The organism is Leifsonella bigeumensis (assembly GCF_039537265.1).
Lineage (GTDB): Bacteria > Actinomycetota > Actinomycetes > Actinomycetales > Microbacteriaceae > Terrimesophilobacter > Terrimesophilobacter bigeumensis.
Window position 1 is genome coordinate 1,478,495 of the sequence record NZ_BAABAE010000003.1, and the last position, 20,372, is coordinate 1,498,866.

The window sequence follows — 20,372 nt, forward strand, 5'->3', positions numbered from 1 at the left end:
GCACCGGGCCGGATGGCCGGCTCAGGAGCGATGCCGACGGGTGGCGTCCTGCACCTCGCCGACGAGTTCTTCGATGATGTCCTCGAGGAACAGCACGCCGCGCGCGGTCCCGTGCTCGTCGAAGACGCGCGCGAGGTGCACGCCCGAGCGACGCATGGCCGCGAGCGCATCCTCGAGATCCGTGTCCTGGAAGATCGAGATGAGCCGACGGGCGCGCTTGGCGGGTACCGGTTGGGAGAATTCCACGGTCTCCTCGAGGTCGATGACGTCCTTGAGATGCAGGTAGCCGCTCGGTTCTCCGTCGGCGTCGAGCAGCACGTACCGCGAGAACCCGTGCTGGGCGACGGCACGCTCGACCTGTTCGGGTGTAGTCCCTTCGGGAAGGCTCACGAGCTGCGCCATCCCGACGGCGATGTCGCGCACCTTCTTCGCGCTGAACTCGAAGGCGGCGGTGAGGGCACCGATGTCGTCCTTGAGCACTCCCTCACGCCGCGACTGGGCGACGATGTTGGCGACCTCGTCGATCGTGAACGCGCTGTTCGCCTCGTTCTTCGGTTCGACCCTGAAAAGCCGCAGCACACCGTTGGCGGTGGCGTTGAGCGCGACGATGATCGGGTGGAACACCTTCGAGACCCAGACGAGCGGCGGGGCGAGCAGGAGTGCGGCCCGGTCGGGCATCGAGAACGACAGGTTCTTCGGCACCATCTCGCCGAGCACGACGTGCAGGTACGACACGATCACGAGGGCGACCGCGAACGCCACCCCGGCGATGACCGGCTCCGGCCAGCCGGTGACCGCGAGCGGGAACTCGAGCAGGTGGTGGATGGCCGGCTCCGAGACGTTCAGGATGAGCAGCGAGCAGACGGTGATGCCGAGCTGGCTCGTCGCGAGCATGAGCGTCGCGTGCTCCATCGCGTAGAGCGTCGTCCTGGCTGCGCGGCTGCCCGCATCCGCCCTCGGCTCGATCTGGGACCGGCGCGCGGAGATGACCGCGAACTCCGCCGCCACGAAGAAGGCGTTGAACACGAGCAGGATGCCGAGCCAGGCGATGCCCCAGAAGTCGGTCACAGCGCTTCACCGTCCCCAGCCGGGTTCGGCGTGAAGCGGACGCGGTCGATCCGGCGTCCGTCGAGACGGTCGATGCGGAAGGTCCCCGCCGACACCTCGACCGTGTCGCCGACGACGGGGAGGCGTCCGAGCTCGCTCATGAGGTAGCCGGCGACCGTCTCGTACGGGCCGTTCTCCGGGACGGCGACCCCCGCCCGATCGAGCAGTTCGTCGGGGCGGAGCATGCCGGGGAAGGTCACCCAGTCACGCGAGCGCACGATGCCGGCGCGCGTGCGATCGTGCTCGTCGGAGACCTCGCCGACGAGCTCCTCGACGAGGTCCTCGAGGGTCGCGACGCCCGCGGTCCCGCCGTACTCATCGAGTACGACGGCCATCTGGTAGCCGCGGCCGCGCAACTCGCCGAGCAGGGTGTCGAGCTTCATCGTCTCCGGGACCCGCAGGGGGTCGGTGCTGAGCGCGGAGACCGGCACGTCGACCCGGCGCTCCCTGGGCACGGCGATCGCCTGCTTGACGTGCACGAGACCCACGACCTCGTCGATGCTCTCGTCGATGACCGGGAACCTCGAGAATCCGGTCGTCCTGGCGAGCTCGATGACGGCCCGGGCCGAGTCGCTCTTGTCGATGCTGACGACGCGCGGACGCGGCGTCATCACGTCGGCCGCGAGGTGGCCGCTGAACACGAGGGTGCGCGCGAGAAGGGTCGCCGTGTCGTGGTCGAGGCTCCCCGCGGTCGCCGACCGTCGCACGAGCGAGCGCAGCTCCTCGGCGGTGCGCGCGGACGAGAGCTCCTCCTTGGGCTCGATCCCGAAAGCCCGCAGGATGACGTTGGCCGTGTTGTTGAGCAGCGAGACGGCCGGTCGGAACACCGCCGTGAAGACGACCTGGAAGGGGATGACGAATCGTGCCACCGCCAGTGGCAGCGCGAGTGCGAAGTTCTTGGGAACCAGTTCGCCGATGATCATCGAGAGCAGGGTCGCGACGACGATCGCGGTCGTGCTCGCGACGACGACCACCACGGCATCCGGCCAACCGAGGTCGAGGAGTGGCGGGCGCAGGAACCCGCTGATCGCCGGTTCGAGAGTGAACCCGGTGAGCAGGGTCGTGAGCGTGATGCCGAGCTGGGCGCTCGAGAGGTGCGTCGAGGTGATACGCAGTGCGCCGATCGTCCAGCGCAGCCCGCGCTCCCCACGCTCCTGCCTCGCCTCGAGCTCCGAACGGTCGAGGTTGACGAGCGAGAACTCCGACGCCACGAAGAGTCCCGTGCCGATCGTCAGCAGAACGCCGACGCCGAGCATGATCAACTCATACATCGGGCCTGCTGGCAGGGCGACGGCGGGTACGTGCGTTCAGGCGGAGGGTCGTCCATGGTCAGATCGAGTATAGCTACCAGCCGACCGGCAGCGCCTTGCCCTCCTCGTAGCCCGCCGCCGACTGCACACCGACGAGGGCGTGCTCCCTGAATTCCGGAAGATCGCGCGCTCCCGCATAGCTGAACGAGGAGCGAACCCCTGAGGTGATCATGTCGATGAGGTCCTCCACGGAGGGGCGCAAGGGGTCGAGGTAGATGCGCGAGGACGAGATGCCCTCGGCGAAGAGGGTCTTGCGCGCGAGCTCGTAGGCGTCGAGCTTCTCGAAGCGGTCACGTACCGCCTTGGTGGAGGCCATGCCCCAGCTCTCCTTGTAGAGCCTGCCCTGCTCGTCCGTCTCGAGCGTCCCAGGCGCCTCGATGGTCCCGGCGAACCAGGAGCCGATCATGACGGATGCCGCCCCGGCGGCGAGCGCGAGCGCGACATCCCTCGGGTAGCGCACCCCGCCATCGGCCCAGACCGCTGCGCCTGCCTCTCGCGCGGCCGCGGCCGTCTCGAGCACGGCGGAGAACTGCGGGCGGCCGACCGCGGTCATCATGCGCGTCGTGCACATGGCTCCGGGACCGACGCCGACCTTGACGATCGTGGCGCCGGCGACGGCGAGGTCTCGCACCGCGGATGCCGTGACGACGTTGCCGGCGACGAGCGGGAGGCCGAGACCGAGACCCGCCACGGCGCCGATCGCGCGCAGCATCGCCTCCTGGTCTCCGTGCGCGGTGTCGAGCACGAGAACATCCACGCCGGCGGCGGCGAGCGCCTTCGCCTTGCCTTCGACGTCGCCGTTGATGCCGATGGCCGCAGCCACCCGGAGTCGACCGTCCGCGTCGAGGTTCGGGGTGTAGAGGGTCGACCGCAGGGCGCTCTTGCGGCTGAGCGTTCCGATGACGGCCCCGTGGTGCATGACGGGTGCGAACTCGAGCCCCGCCGCGACCATGAGGTCGAAGGCGCTGCGTGGATCGGTCACGTCGTCGGCGTCGATCGAGGCGAGCGGGCCGCGCAGCAGGTCGCCGAGGCGGGCATGCGGCATGGCGGTGGAGAGCGCCGCGGCATCCAGGCATCCGAGATATTCGTCGCCGTCCTTCACGACGATCCCCTGGCCGACGACGGCGGGAACGAGGCGCAGCGCCTCGGCGACGGTCTCGGACGGCGGCAGCTCGATGGGCGTGTCGTAGGTCGACTGCTGGTCCTTGACCCAGCGGATGGCCGTGTCGAGGTCCTGCAGGTGGAGATCCTGCGGCAGAACACCGAGGCCGCCGCGGCGGGCCATCGTCGCGGCGAGCCGTGCACCGGTGACCGAGTTCATGTTGGCCGAGACGAGCGGGATGCTCGCACCCGTGCCGTCGTCCGGTGCCAGCGAGACGTCGAGCCTGCTGGCAACGGCGGATCGGCTCGGGACGAGGAAGACGTCGGAGTAGGTCAGGTCGTGGGTGGGTGTCGCCTCGTAAAACCTCATGAATTTAAGGGTAGTCGTTCGGCTGCGGGGCCACGCCGTGACGGCAATGCCGTTAAGCTTGATGGAGGTGTGACCGGCGGTCACCGAGACACAACAGAGAGTGGGCGGTCAGGCGTGTCAAACGAAGTCACCGGGCTGGCGGAGGACGGTTCGTCCGGCGAATTCGGAGCCAACGAGTGGCTCGTGGACGAGATGTACGGGAACTTTCTCGCCGACCGGAATTCGGTCGACAAGTCCTGGTGGCCGATCCTCGAGAACTACCACCGGATCAAGACGACCGGGGTGATCCCGACCGCAGCGCCCGAGCCGAGCGCCGAGCCGACCGCGGCCGCGCCGAGCGCCGAGCCGACCGCGGCCGAGCCACACGCCCCCGAGTCGACCCAGACCGCGACCCAGCCGATCGCCCGCACGACCTCGATCGCCCCCAAGGCACAGCCGATCCCCGCCGAGGCGCCCAAGACGCAGACCGTCGAGAAAGTGGAGGGCGCCGAGCCGGAGGCGGAGCCGGAGAAGACGGTCCAGGCGCTCAAGGGCATGTCGAAGTCGCTCGCCGCCAACATGGACGCGAGCCTCACGGTTCCGACCGCGACGAGTGTTCGGACGATGCCGGCGAAGCTCCTCATCGACAACCGCATCGTCATCAACAACCACCTCAAACGCGCCCGCGGTGGCAAGGTCTCGTTCACGCACCTCATCGGCTGGGCGCTCGTGCAGGCGATCAAGGACTTCCCGAGCCAGAACGTCTATTACGAGGAAGTCGATGGCAAGCCCTCCGTGGTCGCACCGTCCCACGTGAACCTCGGGATCGCAATCGACATCCCGAAGCCAGACGGCTCGCGGGCTCTGCTCGTGCCGAGCATCAAGCGCGCCGACACCATGGGATTCGCCGAGTTCGTCGCGGAATACGAGGCGCTCGTCGCCAAGGCGCGAGCCAACAAGCTCACGGCGGACGACTTCGCCGGAACGACGATCTCCCTCACCAACCCGGGCGGCATCGGCACAGAGCACTCCGTTCCCCGGCTCATGCGGGGGCAGGGCTGCATCATCGGCGCCGGCGCCCTCGAGTACCCGGCAGAGTTCCAGGGGATGTCGCCGACGACCCTCGCGGACCTCGGGGTCGGCAAGACCATCACCCTCACCTCGACCTACGACCACCGGGTCATCCAGGGGGCGGGCTCCGGCGAGTTCCTGAAGAAGGTGCACGAGCTGCTCATCGGCGAGCGGAGCTTCTACGAGACCATCTTCGCGGCGCTGCGCATCCCCTACGACCCCATCCACTGGGCCGCGGACATCCACGTCGACACCGCCGACTCGGTCGGCAAGACCTCGCGCGTGCAGGACCTCATCAACGCCTACCGCGTTCGCGGCCACCTCATGGCGGACATCGACCCGCTCGAGTATCGCCAGCGCACCCACCCGGACCTCGAGATCTCCAGCCACGGCCTGAGCTTCTGGGATCTCGATCGCGAGTTCGTGACGGGCGGATTCGGCGGTCGCCGTTCCGCCCTGCTGCGCGAGGTCCTCGGCATCCTGCGCGACTCGTACTGCCGCACGATCGGTATCGAATACATGCACATCCAGGATCCGGCCGAGCGCAAGTGGATCCAGGACCAGGTCGAGACCCCGTACACCAAGCCCACCCACGACGAACAGATGCGGGTCCTCGCGAAGCTCAACGAGGCCGAGGCCTTCGAGACCTTCCTGCAGACCAAGTACGTCGGCCAGAAGCGGTTCAGCCTCGAGGGCGCGGAGTCGATGATCTCGCTCCTCGATGCCGTCATCCAGGCCGCCGCCGAGGTCGAGCTGGAGGAGGTCGCGATCGGCATGGCCCACCGCGGCCGCCTCAACGTCCTCACCAACATCGCGGGCAAGACCTACGGTCAGATCTTCCGCGAGTTCGAGGGCACACAGGACCCCCGCACGGTGCAGGGCTCTGGCGACGTCAAGTACCACCTCGGCACCGAGGGAACCTTCACTGCGGCCAACGGCGAGAAGATCCCGGTGTATCTCGCGGCCAACCCCTCACACCTCGAAGCCGTCGACAGCGTCCTCTCCGGCATCGTGCGCGCCAAGCAGGACCGCAAACCCATCGGCAGCTTCCGCGTGCTCCCCATCCTTGTGCACGGCGATGCGGCGATGGCCGGGCAGGGCATCGTCGTCGAGCTGCTGCAGATGTCGCAACTGCGCGGCTACCGCATCGGCGGGACCATCCACCTCGTCGTCAACAACCAGGTCGGCTTCACGACGCCTCCCGCCGAAGGCCGCACCTCGATCTACGCCACGGATGTCGCCAAGACCATCCAGGCACCCATCTTCCACGTGAACGGCGACGACCCCGAGGCCGTGCTGCGGGTCGCCGAGCTCGCCTTCGCATTCCGGCAGCAGTTCCACAAGGACGTCGTCATCGACCTGGTCTGCTACCGCCGCCGCGGGCACAACGAGGGCGACGACCCCTCGATGACCCAGCCGCTCATGTACAACCTCATCGAGGCCAAGCGCAGCGTCCGTACGCTCTACGCCGAGGCGCTCGTCGGCCGCGGCGACATCACGCAGGAGGAGTACGAGGCGGCGCACGCCGACTTCCAGGACCGCCTGGAGCGTGCCTTCGCCGAGACGCACGCCGCCCAGACCGGCTCGATGCCGATCATCATCCAGGACGGCAACCCCGTCTCCGCGGACCTCGAGCGACCGGGATCGCAGCGGGACGACGCCTCGGGAGAGCCGGAGTCCACCGGTGTCGACGCGAGCGTCATCTCCGCGATCGGCGACGCGCACGGGAATGCGCCGGCCGGATTCACCGTGCACCAGAAGCTCCAGACCCTGCTGCAGAAGCGCGTCGAGATGAGTCGGAACGGCTCAATCGACTGGGCCTTCGCCGAGCTCCTCGCCCTGGGCTCCGTCCTGCTCGAGGGCACCCCCGTGCGCATGGCGGGGCAGGACACCCGACGCGGCACGTTCGTTCAGCGTCACGCCGTGCTCCACGACAGGGCCAACGGGCAGGAGTGGCTGCCGCTCGCGAACCTCTCGGAGTCGCAGGCCCGCTTCTGGATCTACGACTCGCTGCTGAGCGAGTACGCGGCCATGGGCTTCGAGTACGGCTACTCGGTGGAGCGCGCCGACGCTCTCGTCCTCTGGGAGGCCCAGTTCGGCGACTTCGCCAATGGGGCCCAGACGATCGTCGACCAGTTCATCTCGAGCGCAGAGCAGAAGTGGGGCCAGCGCTCGAGTGTCGTGCTGCTGCTTCCGCACGGCTACGAAGGCCAGGGACCCGATCACTCCTCCGCGCGCATCGAGCGCTACCTGCAATTGTGCGCCGAGAACAACATGACGGTCGCAAGGCCCTCGACGCCGGCCTCCTACTTCCACCTGCTGCGCCGTCAGGCGTACTCGCGCCCAAGGCGCCCGCTCGTCGTCTTCACCCCGAAGTCGATGCTGCGTCTGCGCGGCGCCACGAGCGAGGTCGAGGAGTTCACCTCGGGCCGGTTCGAGCCGGTCATCGACGATGCGACGATCACTGACCGTTCGGCCGTCAAGCGCGTGCTCCTGCACTCCGGCAAGCTGCACTACGACCTCCTGGCCGAGCGCGACAAGCGCGAGATCAAGGACATCGCCCTCGTGCGCGTCGAGCAGTACTATCCGCTCCCGCTGCGCGAACTGGTCTCGACCATCGGGCTGTATCCGGATGCCGAACTCGTCTGGGTGCAGGACGAACCGGAGAACCAGGGTGCCTGGCCGTTCATCTGCCTCGAACTGCTGCGGTTGAACAAGCGGCCGGTCTCGGTCGTGTCGCGTCCGGCATCCGCCTCGCCCGCGACCGGCTCGAGCAAGCGCAGCGCACAGGAGCAGGCCGACATCCTCGAGAAGGCGCTGACCCTCTCCTAATCCTGCAGCGCGGCCCGGTCCTGCAGCATCGCGGAAGAGATCTCCCGCAACTGCTCGACCTGTTCCGGCGTGAGCCGATCGAACAGGGCGTCGACGACGGTCGTCACGTGCTCGGGCGCCGCCTCGACGAGAACGCGCATCCCGTCGTCGGTGAGACATGCCCAGGTGACCCGACCGTCGTTCGGGTCGTCGTCCCTGCGGATCCAGCCGAGCTCGACCAGCTTGCGGATGGCGTGCGAGAGCCTGCTCGGCGAGGAGGACAGGAGGTCGGCGAGGTCAGTCATCCTCATGCCGCGGTCGGGCGCCTCGGAGAGCATCGCGAGGATCATGTAGTAAGCGTGCGGCATGCCGGACTTCTGCTGAAGGTCGCGGTCGAGCCGCTGCTGCAGCCGTGCCGAGGCCGCGAGGTAGGCGCGCCAGGCGCGCTGTTCGTCGTCGTCCAGCCAGCGGAACGGCTTCCCTTCGGATGTCATGAATCCAGTCTAGCAAACTACTTGAACATTCAAGGACTTTGGTCTACTCTGGAACTACTTGAACATTCAACTATCAGATTGGGACACACCAGAATGAGCACCATCAGCATTGTCGGAGCCGGAAACGTCGCCCGCGGTATCGCCACCCGCGCCCTCGCCGCGGGATACGAGGTCGAACTCCTCGTCCGCAACGAAGAGCAGGGCAGGGCACTCGCCGGAGAACTCGGCGGCAACGTGTCCGTCGCGGGCATCGGCGCAGAGGTCGCCGGTGACATCGTCGCCATCGCCGTGCCGTGGTCGGCTGTCGCCGGCATCGTCTCGGCCTTCGGCGGCTTCGCCGGCAAGACCGTCGTCGACGCGACGAACCCGCTCAACGCCGACTTCACCGGACTCGACACCGACGCAGACACCTCGGGAGCCGAAGAGATCGCGAAGCTCGCTCCGCAGGCGAAGGTCGTCAAGGCATTCAACACCGTGTTCGCCGGCAACGTCGTCGCCGGGGAGAAGAACGGCGAGGCGCTCGACCTGCTCGTCGCCGCGGATGACGCGGAGGCGAAGGCCGCCGTCGTCGCGTTCGCCGAGAAGGCCGGCTTCCGCGTGATCGACACCGGAGCCCTCTCCCAGGCCCGCACGATGGAGGCCCTCGCCTGGCTGCACATGCAGCTGCAGTTCACGCGTGGCACCAACTTCGCCTCCGCGATCACGATCGTCGACTAAGGGACCGAGACCGGCACCAGCGGCAACGCGATCGAGAACCGGGTATCCCCTGGCTCGCTCGTGACCTCGATGCTCCCGCCGTGGGCCTCGACGATCGCACGGGCGATCGCGAGGCCCAGGCCGGTGCTGCCGGCCACCCTCGACCGAGAACCGTCCCCTCGGACGAACCGCTCGAACAGGTTCGGAAGCAGCTCCGGCGGGACGCCGGGGCCGTCATCCGCGACCGTCACGACGACCTGGCCCCCTCGGTGAGCCACGGTCGTCGTGACGGTCGTCCCCTTCGGAGTGTGGATGCGCGCGTTGGCGAGCAGGTTCGACACGGACTGCTGAAGGCGGGCCGGATCGCCGGTCACCACCGCCTCCTGGTCGTCACCCTGCAGCACCCAGTCATGATCCGGCGAGCTCACCCGCGCGTCGGAGACCGCGTCGGCGACGAGCGGGACGAGCGCGACCGGCTCCGCTCGCAACTCGGAACCCTCGTCCAGCCGCGCGAGCAACAGTAATTCCTCCACGAGCGCGGTCATCCGCACCGACTCCGACTCGATGCGGGAGAGCGCGGTCGTGATGTCCTTCGGCAGTGCGTGACCGCCGCGGCGCGTGAGTTCGGAGTAGCCGCGGATCGAGGCAAGCGGCGTTCTCAGCTCATGGCTCGCATCCGCGACGAACTGGCGCACCCGATTCTCGCTCGCCTGCCGGGCGGACAGGGCCGCCGCGACATGCTCCAGCATCCGGTTGAGGGCGGCACCCACGCGTCCAACCTCCGTGGAGGAGTCGGTGTCGGCATCCGGGACCCGTTCGGCGAGCGCCACCTCGCCGCGATCCAGGGTCAGTTCGGAGACCCGCGTCGCCGTCGCGACGACGCCGGCCAGCGGACGGAGGGCGAAACGCACGAAGAGGGTGCCGACGAGGCCGGCCACACCCAGGCCTGCCAGTGCGACGACGCCCACGATCCCGGTGAGCTGCCAGGTCGTCGCATCCACCTCGCGCATCGGCAGGCCGACGATGAGCTGGTCACCGAACACCGTCCGCGCCGTCACGACCCGATAGGAGCCCAGCATGCCGCCGAGGTCGATGGTCACGGGCGCTGCCGAGCGGATGCCGACCAGGCTTCGCTGCTGGCCCGCGGTGAGGGTCTGCAGCCTCGCATTCTCGTCGAAGTACTGCGGGCCGAGGATGACACCGTCCCGCACGATGAGCCCGAGAGTCCCCGCGCCCTGGGCGTCGCCGATGCCCGGCGCCCGGTCCGGATCGGTCATCTGGTAGCGGGGCAGGAACGTCTCGACGCGGTGCATGGCGCTGTCCAATTGGGAGTCGAGACGGGCCGTGAGCGCCTGCCGCAGTACGAGAACGCTCACCGCGCCGATCACGATGCTGAGAATCGCCAGCAGTGCGACGATCCCCCACACGAGCCGACTGCGCAGCGTCATGAGGCCACCGCTCGGATCGAGTAACCGACGCCGCGCACGGTGTGGATCATCCGCGGCCCCAGCGTGTCGATCTTGCGCCGAAGGTAAGAGATGTAGAGCTCGACGATGCTCGACCGCCCGGCGAAGTCGTAGCTCCAGACGTGGTCGAGGATCTGCGCCTTGCTGAGCACACGGCGCGGATTGCGCATGAGGTAGCGAAGGAGCTCGAACTCGGTCGCCGTGAGTTCGACCGGGGTATCGCCGCGGTGCACCTCGTAACTCTCCTCGTTGAGGACGAGGTCGCCGACGCGCACCACGGGGTCCTCGGTCGCCGTCGCAGCAAGCGCGCTGCGGCGCAGGAGCCCCCGCAGGCGCGCGACGAGCTCCTCGAGACTGAAGGGCTTGGTCACATAGTCGTCGCCGCTCGCCGTGAGCCCGGCGACACGGTCGCGCACGGCATCCTTCGCGGTCAGGAAGAGCACGGGCGCGGTGAGGCCGTCCGCACGAAGCCGCCGCAGCACCTCGAACCCGTCGATATCGGGGAGCATGACGTCGAGCACGACGACATCCGGGCGGAACTCGCGCGCGAGCGTGATCGCCCGGTGGCCGAGCCCCGCGGTGGCGACCTCCCACCCTTCGTAGCGCAGCGCCATGGTCAGCAGATCGGAGAGCGAGGCCTCGTCGTCGACGACGAGCGCCCGGATGCGCGCACCGTCGGTGCGCACGAGAGGCGTTGCGCGCGCGAACTGCTCGCGCTGAAGGTCGGTCACTCTTCCAGTTCTCGCACACCGGCGTTCAGGCCGACTGGGCGCGAGCTATGTATTCGCTGTGCGCACGAGGAGCCAGTGGGGATGAGTCAGTGGGACTGGATCTCGCGGATCCGTACGAGCACCCGCGCCCGGAGCTCCTCCGGCGCGGTCTCATTGCACGCCCGCTGCACCGCCTGGGTGAGCACGACCCCGACCCGGGCCTCGCCCTCGCAGTCACCGCAGGTCGCCATGTGCTCGGCGATGTCGGTGTAGTCCTCCTTGCACAACTCGTTGTGCAGGAACTCCTCGAGTTCGGCGAGCGCCTTCTCGCATCCGCAATCGGTCATTTCTTCGCTCCAGAGGTTGCGTACTCGGCGAGCAGCTCGCGCAGCAACCGCCTGCCACGATGCAGACGGCTCATGACGGTGCCCACCGGGGTTTTCATGATGTCGGCGATCTCCTGGTAGGAGAAGCCTTCGACGTCGGCGAAGTACACCGCGAGGCGGAAGTCCTCCGGGATCGACTGCAGCGCATCCTTGACCGCGCTGTCGGGGAGGTGGTCGATCGCCTCCGCCTCGGCCGACCGCGTGATGGTCGAGGTGGCCGACACCGCGCCGCCGAGCTGCCAGTCCTCGAGCTCGTCGATCGTGCCCTGGTACGGGTTGCGCTGGTTCTTGCGATAGCTGTTGATGAAGGTGTTGGTGAGGATGCGGTACAGCCAGGCCTTGAGGTTGGTCCCCTGCCTGAACTGGCCGAATGCGGCGAAGGCCTTGACGAAGGTCTCCTGCACGAGGTCGGCCGCGTCGGCGGGATTGCGGGTCATGCGCATGGCCGCCGCGTAGAGCTGGTCCATGAACGGGATCGCCTGCTCCTCGAAGAGTTCCCGCAGGTTCTCGACGGATCCCGGCTCGACGGGCTCCGGCTCGGACTGGTCTTCTGTAGTCGTCATCGCGGCCAAGCTTAGTTCGAGCACGGGCATCTCAAGCACGGTCACTCCCGGCCACCCCTCTCCTCGCAGCAAACGCCGATACTCTGGTAACCGATGCTAGTTTCCAGATATTCCAAACCGGAGTTCAATCCGTACGAGAACGACGACCTCGTGCTGGAGACACCGGACGGTCCGTGGCGGGCTCCGCGCGCCGAGGGACCCCTCTCGGCAAGGCTCGGCATCCCGGGTTCCAAGTCGCTCACCAACCGGGAGCTCGTGCTCTCGGCCCTGGCTGACGGACCCTCCCTCCTGCGCGCTCCGCTGCACTCCCGTGACACCGCGCTCATGGCCGAGGCGCTGCGCGAACTCGGCACGCTCATCGAGGAGGTGCCGGGCGAGGGCGCTTTCGGCCCCGACTGGCGGGTGACCCCCCAGGAGCTCACCGGCGGCTCGTCGATCGACTGCGGGTTGGCCGGTACCGTCATGCGGTTCGTTCCCCCCGTTGCGGCACTCGCGCTCGGACCGGTCGCCTTCGACGGCGATCCGCACGCCCGCAAGCGCCCGATGCGCGCGACGATCGACGCCCTGCGCGCCCTCGGTGTCGATGTGACGGATGATGGTCGCGGCACTCTTCCGTTCAGCATGTACGGCATGGGCACGGTGGCGGGCGGCGAACTCGAGGTGGATGCCTCCGAGTCCAGCCAGTTCGTCTCGGCCTTCCTGCTCGTGGCCGCACGCTTCGAGAACGGCCTGACGCTTCGGCACACCGGCGCCGTGCTCCCGAGCCTGCCCCACATCGAGATGACGATCGCGACGCTTGCCGCGAGGGGCGTGGAGGTGTCGAGCGAGGCATCCGGAACCTGGCAGGTCTCCCCCGGTCCGATCGCCGGACGCGAGGTCGACATCGAGCCGGACCTTTCCAACGCGGCACCGTTCCTCGCCGCTGCGCTCGTCGCCGGCGGCACCGTGACGATCGAGGGATGGCCCGAGCGCACGACGCAGGTCGGCGCCCAGCTCGAGAGGCTGCTCGGGCTCTTCGGGGCGAGCGCCCGGCGGGAGGGAACGGATCTCACGATCGACGGCGGACTCGGCGTTCTCGGCGGGAGTTCCCTCGCCGGAATCGATCTCGACCTGAGTGAGGGCGGGGAACTGGCTCCCGCGCTCGTCGCCCTCGCCGCGCTGGCCGACGGGCCGAGTCGCATCACCGGGATCGGGCACCTGCGCGGCCATGAGACCGACCGCCTCGCGGCCCTCGCGGCCGAGCTGGGTGCCCTCGGGGGCGCCGTGACCGAACTCGACGACGGGCTCGCGATCGAGCCGAGGCCCCTCCATGGCGGCCTCTGGCACAGCTACGGCGATCACCGGATGGCGACGGCCGGCGCGATCATCGGCCTCGCCGTCGACGACGTGGAGATCGAGGACATCGGCACGACCGCGAAGACGCTCCCCGAGTTCCCGGCACTCTGGCGGAACCTCGTTCGCCCGCAGGCGGCCGCCGGCACCGTCTCCATCGACCCGTTCTCCAGCGGCGCGCTCGGGCTCGGGCTCGGCTGAGCCCTCCGCGCATGAGCTGGCTGACCGACGACCAGGACGAGGACAAGTACGCGGACTACGAGGCCCGCACCCGCCCGAACCCGAAGGGCAACCGGGCGCGCACGAAGATCCGCCCGGAGCATTCGGATGCTGTGACCGGCCGTGTGCTCACCGTGGATCGCGGGCGCTACTCGGTGCTCGTCGGCGAGGGCACGCGCGACGAGCGCGAGGCGAGCGCCTCCAGGGCGAGCGAGTTGCGCAAGCAGGCCATCGTCACGGGCGACCGGGTCGACCTCGTCGGTGACACGAGCGGCGACGACGGGACGCTCGCACGCATCGTGCGCATCCAGCCCCGCACCACGGTGCTGCGCCGCAGCGCCGACGACACCGACGAGGTCGAGCGCATCATCGTCGCGAACGCCGACCAGATGCTCATCGTCGTCGCGGCGGCCGACCCTGAACCCCGGCCCCGGCTCGTCGACCGCTACCTCGTGGCCGCCTTCGACGCGGGAATCGCACCGATCCTGTGCGTCACGAAGACCGACCTCGCCGATCCTGCTCCGTTCCTCGCGAACTTCGCCGGCCTCGACCTCACCGTCGTGACGAGCGCACATGACGACGTCCCGCTCGAGCGACTGCGTGAGCTGCTCAGTGGGCACACGACCGTCGCGGTCGGGCATTCCGGTGTCGGCAAGTCGACGCTCGTGAACGCTCTCGTGCCGGATGCCAACCGTGCGATCGGCCGGGTCAACACCGTCACGGGGCGCGGTCGTCATACCTCGTCCTCGAGCATCTCGTACCGCGTCGACGCCGGCCACTCGACCTCCGGTGAGCTGCCCGGCTGGATCATCGACACCCCCGGCGTGCGCTCCTTCGGGCTGGGCCACGTCGATCCGGAGAACATCCTGAAGTCCTTCACCGACCTCGCCGAACTCGCGAAGGACTGCCCGCGCGGCTGCACCCATCTGCCGGATGCGCCGGACTGCGCGATCGACGAGCGGGTGCGCGCGGGCGAGCTCGGCGAGGTGGGCAGGCTGCGGCTCGATTCGCTGCAGCGGCTTCTCGCTACCCTTGCATGATGGCCGACTTCACACTCTCCCAGGACCTCGCCTTCGCGCTCTCACTCGCCGACCTCGCGGATGCGATCTCGCTCGACCGCTTCCGGGCGGCCGACCTCGAGATCTCGATGAAGCCGGACATGACCCAGGTGACGGATGCCGATAAGGCCGTCGAGGCGAGCATCCGGGAGGAGATCGCGGCGGGGCGCCCCGGCGACTCGATCTACGGTGAGGAGTTCGGGACCATCGGCGACTCACGCCGCCAGTGGATCGTCGACCCGATCGACGGCACCGCCAATTTCGTTCGGGGGGTGCCGGTCTGGACGACGCTCATCGCACTCGCGGTCGACGGCGTGCCCGTGCTCGGCGTCGCGAGTGCCCCCGCACTCGGCCGGCGATGGTGGGGGGCTGACGGCCTCGGAGCGCACACGCGCGACATCGACGGAAGCGAGCGCAGCATCCGGGTCTCCGGCGTCTCTGCGCTGTCGGATGCCTCGGTCGCCCTGAGCGGCCTCGACCGCTTCGAGAAGGAGGGCAGGCTCGAGAACTACCTCGAGCTCGCGCGGCAGGTGTGGCGCACGCGCGACTACAGCGACGCCTGGCCGTACATGATGGTCGCGGAGGGCGTCGTGGATGTCGCGGGCGAGTTCGGTCTGCAGCCCTACGACATGGCGGCGCTCTTCCCCATCGTCGCCGAGGCCGGCGGAGTGCTCACGGCGATGGACGGGGAGCCGGGCCCATGGCACGGCTCGGCACTCGCGACCAACGGGTTGTTGCACGATGCTGTGCGGGCGGTTCTGGGAGCATAGTTCGCCGCGCTGCAGAGCGAGGGGGATCACCGCAACACACGCGCAGACAGCGTCCCCGAGTTCCTTCCCGAACGTGCGACGGCGGCGGTATGCTGCTGCCAGCCGCGACGATGTTCCGGCGTCTGAGAGGGGAACCCATGCACCGTCGCATGATCAGAGTCGTCGGCATCGCCGCGATGCTCGCAGCCGGCACGGCTCTCGCCGGTTGCGGTGCCGTTGGCGGCATCGTGGGTCAGCTCACCGGCGGCAGCCCGCTCGACGACTCGAGCGCCTTCGCGATCGAGGTCGGCGACTGCTTCACCGAGCCGACGGCCGACGCCGAAGGGTTCATCAGCGAGATCGCCGCCGCCGAGTGCGCTCTCGCGCACGACGACGAAGCCTATGCGAGCGTGCTCATGGCGGATGCCGCATTCCCCGGCGACGATGCAGCTCTGAACCAGGCCGAGGACGCCTGCAGTTCGCGCTTCTTCGACTTCATCGGCGCAGCATCCGACTATGCCGGGACCCTGAACTACTCGTACTTCTACCCGTCGTCCGGAAGCTGGGACGCAGGCGACCGGGAGATCCTCTGCTACGTCTACGACGAGGCGGGCCAGACGACCGGAAGCCTGAAGGGCGCCGCGAGCTGACGCTCGAACCTTCGATTTCTGCATTTTTGCATCCTGTGCAAAAATGACGTAATGACTTCTCCCGCCGCGCCCCGAACCGAAAGGGCACGTGTCGAGCGGGCACGCTCCCACGAATCCACCCGCGGTCTCATCCTGCTCTTCGTCGGCCTCATGCTCGCGATGCTGCTGGCCTCCCTCAGCCAGACTGTGCTGAGCGCTGCCATGCCGACCATGGTCGGTGAGCTCAACGGCGTCGATCTCATGCTCTGGGTCATGACCGCCTACATCCTCGCTTCGACCATCATGATGCCCATCTACGGCAAGATGGGCGACCTCATTGGCCGCAAGGGCCTGCTGCTCTTCGCGATCACGGCGTTCATGGCCGGATCGGTGCTCGGCGGCCTCGCTGGCGACATGAACATGCTCATCATCGCCCGGGTCGTGCAGGGCATCGGCGGCGGCGGACTCATGATCCTTTCGCAGGCGATCATCGCGGATGTCGTTCCCGCCCGCGAGCGCGGCAAGTACATGGGTGTCATGGGCGCCGTCTTCGCGGTCTCCTCGGTCGCCGGCCCACTCCTCGGCGGCTGGTTCACCGAGGGGATCGGCTGGCGCTGGACCTTCTGGATCAACATCCCGCTCGGCATCCTGGCCCTCGCAGCATCCATCGCCTTCCTGCACCTTCCCAAGCACGACACGAGCGTCAAGCCGCGCATCGACGTGTTCGGCATGGCCCTGCTCGCCGCGGCCACGACCTGCCTCGTGCTCATCGCGAGCTGGGGCGGAAGCGCCTACGACTGGGATTCGCTGCAGATCATCATGCTCGGGGTCGGCACCGTCGTCGCAGGCGGCCTGTTCGTTCTCGTCGAGTTGCGCACGCCGGAGCCCATCATCCCGATGAGTCTGTTCCGCGAGCGCAACTTCACCCTCACGACCATCGCCGGCCTCCTCACCGGCGTCGCCATGTTCGGTGTGATCGGCTACCTGCCCACGTACCTGCAGATGACCTTCGGCCAGGACGCGACGACCGCCGGCCTCCTCATGATCCCGATGATGGGCGCACTGCTCGTCACCTCCGTCGTGACCGGCTGGCTCGTGAGCCGCTACGGACGGTACAAGTGGATGCCCATGGTCGGTGCTCTCTTCGTCGCGGCCGGACTTTCCCTGCTCAGCACCATGACCCCGGAGACGCCGTTGTGGGTGTTCTGCAGCTACCTCGCGGTCATGGGCGTCGGGCTCGGGACGAGCATGCAGATCCTCGTGCTCATCGTGCAGAACACGTTCCACGTGCGCATGGTCGGCACCGCGACCGCCGCCAACAACTACTTCCGCCAGATCGGGGCGACACTCGGCAGTGCCTTCGTGGGGAGCCTGTTCGCGACGCGCCTGTTCGACCTGCTCGCCGAGCGGCTTCCGGTAGCGGGTGCGCTGCCCGGTGGCAGCGCCCATTCGCTCACCCCGGACGCCGTCAAGCACCTGCCGGACGCGCTCCGCACCCTCATCGACCAGGCCTACAACGACGCACTCACGCCGCTCTTCCTCTGGATGGTGCCGCTCGCGCTCGCCGCCTTCGTGCTGCTGTGCTTCATCAGGGAAGTGCCGCTCGCGACCACGATCGACCGCGACTCGGTCATCGAGAACTCGGTGGCGGAAGGCAACCTGCTTGTGACGGCCGACGAAGGTTGAGCCCGGCTCGCGCGGGTGTTCTTGTCCTGCGCGGGTGAGAATGGACCCGCGCGGGACGAATTCGCCCGCGTAACCCGACGAGGAGGCCGGCCCTCATGCGCGCTGTCGTGATTCGTGATTTCGGCGTGCGGCCGACGGTCCGCGACGTGCCGGCCCCGACCTGCTCACCCGGTGGCGCGGTCATCCGGGTGCTTGCCACCGGGCTCTGCCGGAGTGACTGGCACGGGTGGATGGGGCACGACGACGGCATCAGACTCCCGCATGTGCCCGGCCACGAGTTCGCCGGAGTGATCGAGTCGGTCGGCGAACAGGTGACCGGCTGGGCGGCGGGTGACCGCGTCACCGTGCCGTTCGTGTGCGCGTGCGGCAGGTGCGAGCAGTGCCTGGTCGGAAACCAGCAGGTGTGCGACAACCAGGAGCAGCCGGGTTTCACCCAGTGGGGCTCCTTCGCCGAACTCGTCGCGATCGCCGAAGCCGACACGAACCTCGTCGCGCTGCCGGACGACCTCGACTTCGTTTCGGCAGCCGCCCTCGGTTGCCGGTTCGCGACCGCCTACCGCGCCGTCATGACCCAGGGCCGGGTGAAGGCCGACGAATGGGTTGCGGTCCACGGATGCGGCGGCGTCGGTCTCTCCGCCATCATGATCGCCGTCGCGGCGGGCGCGAAGGTCGTCGCCGTCGACGTCTCGGAGAGGGCACTCGCCGTCGCTGCCGAGCTCGGCGCCGTGGCCGTGCCCGGCAGCAGGGATGTCGCCGCGGAAGTGCGGGAGGTCACGGGCGGCGGAGCGCACCTCTCCCTCGATGCCTTCGGCAGCGCCGCGACCTGCGACAACTCGATCCGCAGCCTGCGCAAGCGAGGCCGTCACGTGCAGGTCGGCCTCATGACCGGCGAGCACGCGCGTGCGCCGATCCCGATGGACCTCGTCATAGCGAGCGAGCTCGAGATCCTCGGCAGCCACGGCATGGCCGCGTACGAGTACCCGGCGATGCTCGCGAGCATCGCCCGAGGCGACATCGACCCCCGGATGCTCGTCGGCCGCACGATCGCGCTCGATGACGCGCCCGAGGCGCTCGCCACCATGGAAGGCGGCAGCCATCCGGGAATGACGGTCATCGGCCTGTCGTAGGCGCTTTCGCGCGGGAGTTTTCCTCGCGCGCGGGCGAGAATGGACCCGCGTGGGACGAATTGACCCGCGCAGGAGCCCGAGGAGACCCACCGTGCCCGACACCGTCCCGCCACTCCCGACCGCCGCGATCGTCGATGCCGCAGTCCGTCTCGGCATCCGGGTCGCCACGGGTCCGGCGTCCCTGCGACCGCTCCTCCCCGGGCGAATCTTCGCAGGGCCGTCGATGCCGGTCACGCACCTCGGAAGCGTCGACGTCATCCTCGAGACGATCGACGACTCCCCCGCCGGCGGAGTGCTCGTGATCGACAACGGCGGTCGCGACGACGAGGCCTGCGTGGGCGACCTCATCGTGCTCGAGGCGAAGCTCGCGGCGCTCGCCGGCGTCGTCATCTGGGGGCGCCACCGCGACACCGCCCAGCTTCTCCAGATCGGGCTGCCGCTGCACAGCCTCGGCGCCTACCCCTACGGCCCGCGCCGCATCCCACCCGCCGGGCGACGGATGGCGACGGCATTCCTCGACGGCGCGCCCGTGAGCGAAGCCGACGAGATCGTCGCGGATGACGACGGAGTGCTCATCGTCGGCCCGGAACGGCGCGAGGAGCTCTACGAGACGGCCAGGGGCATCCTGAGCACGGAAACGGCCCAGGCCGACCGGATGCGCTCGGGCACCGACCTGCGCACCCAGCTCGACTTCGCCGGCTACCGCCGCAAGCAGGAGTCCGACCCGAGCCTGACGCTGCGACGACACCTGCAGGACACCGGCAGCGCGATCGAGACCTGAGGCGTCCGAGTCGCGGTTAACCGATTTTGGCCGACATGTCAATGCCTTGACGTTCCCCCCGACACGAACCCACCATGGATCGATGAAGGAATTGCAGTACCCGGGGGGACAGATCGTCGTCGAGGATGCCGTCGCCGACGCGATCGGGGAGCTTGCCTCGACCCTAGGCGAAACCGGCATGTCGGCATCCATCGAGATTCGCGCCGCAGACCAGGCCTCCGCGATCCGCATCGAGATCGGCAGGGACCACCGCAACGGGCGCAACCACGTCCTCCACGCTCGGCCGGCGCGCGGCGAAGGCAGCCATTTCGGACTCGACGACCTCTAGGAGAGACAGATGGGCTTCCTGCTCTACGGTCGGCCTGCGGAAGAGATCGAGATCGAGGATCGAACGCTCGCCCACATCAAGATCGTCATCCTCGCGAAACTGAGGAGGGGCGAATCGTTCGCGTTCTCGTTCGAGCACGACCCGAGCGACGACGCTGGGAGATCGACGATCTGGTTGAACCCCGCGATTCCGCTCAGGTTCAAGTTCGAGGAGGAACGCCAGCCGGAGCTCGATCGACGCTGGCTCGAACTGCTCGTCTCCGCCGCCAACAGCGTCGACGGCCTACGGCTCATCCCTGAACCGGAGGAATCGCACCCTCCGAGCGCCGACTAGGTGTACTGACCCGGATCGTTGTTGACGTAGGAGAGACCTCCGTAGTCGAGTTGGAGCTGTCTAGTT

General features: G+C 68.4%; 19 protein-coding genes. 11 read left to right on the forward strand and 8 right to left on the reverse strand.

Features of this window, described 5'->3' with window-relative positions:
- Nucleotides 1-21: 21 nt before the first annotated feature.
- The 3 genes from ABD678_RS12300 to guaB1 all read right to left on the reverse strand — a co-directional run bounded on the left by ABD678_RS12300 (nt 22) and on the right by guaB1 (nt 3,888).
- Nucleotides 22-1,068: a hemolysin family protein gene (locus tag ABD678_RS12300; protein ID WP_344757050.1), complete on the reverse strand. Its 1,047-nt coding sequence runs from the start codon at nt 1,066-1,068 to the stop codon at nt 22-24.
- Nucleotides 1,065-2,378, reverse strand: a complete 1,314-nt coding sequence (locus ABD678_RS12305) for a hemolysin family protein (RefSeq protein WP_344757052.1) — start codon at nt 2,376-2,378, stop codon at nt 1,065-1,067. The genes ABD678_RS12300 and ABD678_RS12305 overlap by 4 nt, the downstream gene beginning before the upstream one ends.
- A 73-nt stretch (nt 2,379-2,451) precedes the next feature.
- Nucleotides 2,452-3,888 carry a GMP reductase gene (gene guaB1 / locus ABD678_RS12310; protein WP_344757054.1) on the reverse strand — a complete coding sequence of 479 codons (1,437 nt, stop codon included), beginning with the start codon at nt 3,886-3,888 and terminating at the stop codon, nt 2,452-2,454.
- A 114-nt stretch (nt 3,889-4,002) separates the two neighbouring features.
- On the opposite strand from guaB1, the gene ABD678_RS12315 reads away from it, so the two are divergent.
- On the forward strand, nt 4,003-7,770 hold the full coding sequence (locus ABD678_RS12315) for a multifunctional oxoglutarate decarboxylase/oxoglutarate dehydrogenase thiamine pyrophosphate-binding subunit/dihydrolipoyllysine-residue succinyltransferase subunit (RefSeq protein ID WP_344757056.1): 3,768 nt from the start codon (nt 4,003-4,005) through the stop codon (nt 7,768-7,770).
- Here the strand turns inward: ABD678_RS12315 and ABD678_RS12320 are convergent.
- Nucleotides 7,767-8,243, reverse strand: coding sequence for a MarR family winged helix-turn-helix transcriptional regulator (locus ABD678_RS12320; RefSeq protein WP_344757058.1), 477 nt, complete (start codon nt 8,241-8,243; stop codon nt 7,767-7,769). The genes ABD678_RS12315 and ABD678_RS12320 overlap by 4 nt on opposite strands.
- A gap of 93 nt (nt 8,244-8,336) precedes the next feature.
- Here ABD678_RS12320 and ABD678_RS12325 point away from each other — a divergent pair, with 93 nt between their 5' ends.
- On the forward strand, nt 8,337-8,960 hold the full coding sequence (locus ABD678_RS12325) for an NADPH-dependent F420 reductase (protein WP_344757060.1): 624 nt from the start codon (nt 8,337-8,339) through the stop codon (nt 8,958-8,960).
- Here the strand turns inward: ABD678_RS12325 and ABD678_RS12330 are convergent.
- The 4 genes from ABD678_RS12330 to ABD678_RS12345 all read right to left on the reverse strand — a co-directional run bounded on the left by ABD678_RS12330 (nt 8,957) and on the right by ABD678_RS12345 (nt 12,064).
- The gene (locus tag ABD678_RS12330; protein ID WP_344757062.1) at nt 8,957-10,387 is read right to left on the reverse strand and encodes a sensor histidine kinase; all 1,431 of its coding nucleotides are present in this window, start codon (nt 10,385-10,387) and stop codon (nt 8,957-8,959) included. The two genes, ABD678_RS12325 and ABD678_RS12330, sit on opposite strands and share 4 nt — an antisense overlap.
- A complete protein-coding gene (locus ABD678_RS12335) occupies nt 10,384-11,136 on the reverse strand; it encodes a response regulator transcription factor (RefSeq protein WP_344757064.1) in 753 nt (250 codons plus the stop codon). Before ABD678_RS12335 ends, ABD678_RS12330 begins: the two co-directional genes overlap by 4 nt.
- Before the next feature lie 86 nt (nt 11,137-11,222).
- Nucleotides 11,223-11,462 carry an alpha-ketoglutarate decarboxylase gene (locus ABD678_RS12340; protein ID WP_344757066.1) on the reverse strand — a complete coding sequence of 80 codons (240 nt, stop codon included), beginning with the start codon at nt 11,460-11,462 and terminating at the stop codon, nt 11,223-11,225.
- Entirely contained in the window at nt 11,459-12,064 is a 606-nt protein-coding gene (locus ABD678_RS12345; protein WP_344757068.1) for a sigma-70 family RNA polymerase sigma factor, read from the reverse strand. The genes ABD678_RS12340 and ABD678_RS12345 overlap by 4 nt, the downstream gene beginning before the upstream one ends.
- Before the next feature lie 93 nt (nt 12,065-12,157).
- Here ABD678_RS12345 and aroA point away from each other — a divergent pair, with 93 nt between their 5' ends.
- The 9 genes from aroA to ABD678_RS12390 all read left to right on the forward strand — a co-directional run bounded on the left by aroA (nt 12,158) and on the right by ABD678_RS12390 (nt 20,306).
- On the forward strand, nt 12,158-13,597 hold the full coding sequence (gene aroA / locus ABD678_RS12350; protein WP_344757070.1) for a 3-phosphoshikimate 1-carboxyvinyltransferase: 1,440 nt from the start codon (nt 12,158-12,160) through the stop codon (nt 13,595-13,597).
- 11 nt (nt 13,598-13,608) lie between these two features.
- Complete coding sequence (rsgA, locus tag ABD678_RS12355) at nt 13,609-14,655, forward strand: ribosome small subunit-dependent GTPase A (RefSeq protein WP_344757072.1); 1,047 nt, start codon at nt 13,609-13,611, stop codon at nt 14,653-14,655.
- On the forward strand, nt 14,655-15,443 hold the full coding sequence (locus ABD678_RS12360) for an inositol monophosphatase family protein (RefSeq protein WP_344757074.1): 789 nt from the start codon (nt 14,655-14,657) through the stop codon (nt 15,441-15,443). Before rsgA ends, ABD678_RS12360 begins: the two co-directional genes overlap by 1 nt.
- A 149-nt stretch (nt 15,444-15,592) precedes the next feature.
- Entirely contained in the window at nt 15,593-16,072 is a 480-nt protein-coding gene (locus ABD678_RS12365; RefSeq protein ID WP_344757076.1) for a septum formation family protein, read from the forward strand.
- A 51-nt stretch (nt 16,073-16,123) separates the two neighbouring features.
- The gene (locus ABD678_RS12370; RefSeq protein ID WP_344757078.1) at nt 16,124-17,737 is read left to right on the forward strand and encodes an MDR family MFS transporter; all 1,614 of its coding nucleotides are present in this window, start codon (nt 16,124-16,126) and stop codon (nt 17,735-17,737) included.
- 95 nt (nt 17,738-17,832) lie between these two features.
- Nucleotides 17,833-18,864 (forward strand): zinc-dependent alcohol dehydrogenase family protein, encoded by a 1,032-nt coding sequence (locus ABD678_RS12375; protein WP_344757080.1) that lies wholly within the window; start codon nt 17,833-17,835, stop codon nt 18,862-18,864.
- A 91-nt stretch (nt 18,865-18,955) separates the two neighbouring features.
- The gene (locus ABD678_RS12380; RefSeq protein ID WP_344757082.1) at nt 18,956-19,645 is read left to right on the forward strand and encodes an RraA family protein; all 690 of its coding nucleotides are present in this window, start codon (nt 18,956-18,958) and stop codon (nt 19,643-19,645) included.
- An 82-nt stretch (nt 19,646-19,727) separates the two neighbouring features.
- Nucleotides 19,728-19,973, forward strand: coding sequence for a hypothetical protein (locus ABD678_RS12385; protein WP_344757084.1), 246 nt, complete (start codon nt 19,728-19,730; stop codon nt 19,971-19,973).
- Nucleotides 19,974-19,982: 9 nt separating this feature from the next.
- On the forward strand, nt 19,983-20,306 hold the full coding sequence (locus ABD678_RS12390) for a DUF7882 family protein (RefSeq protein ID WP_344757086.1): 324 nt from the start codon (nt 19,983-19,985) through the stop codon (nt 20,304-20,306).
- Nucleotides 20,307-20,372 lie beyond the last annotated feature (66 nt).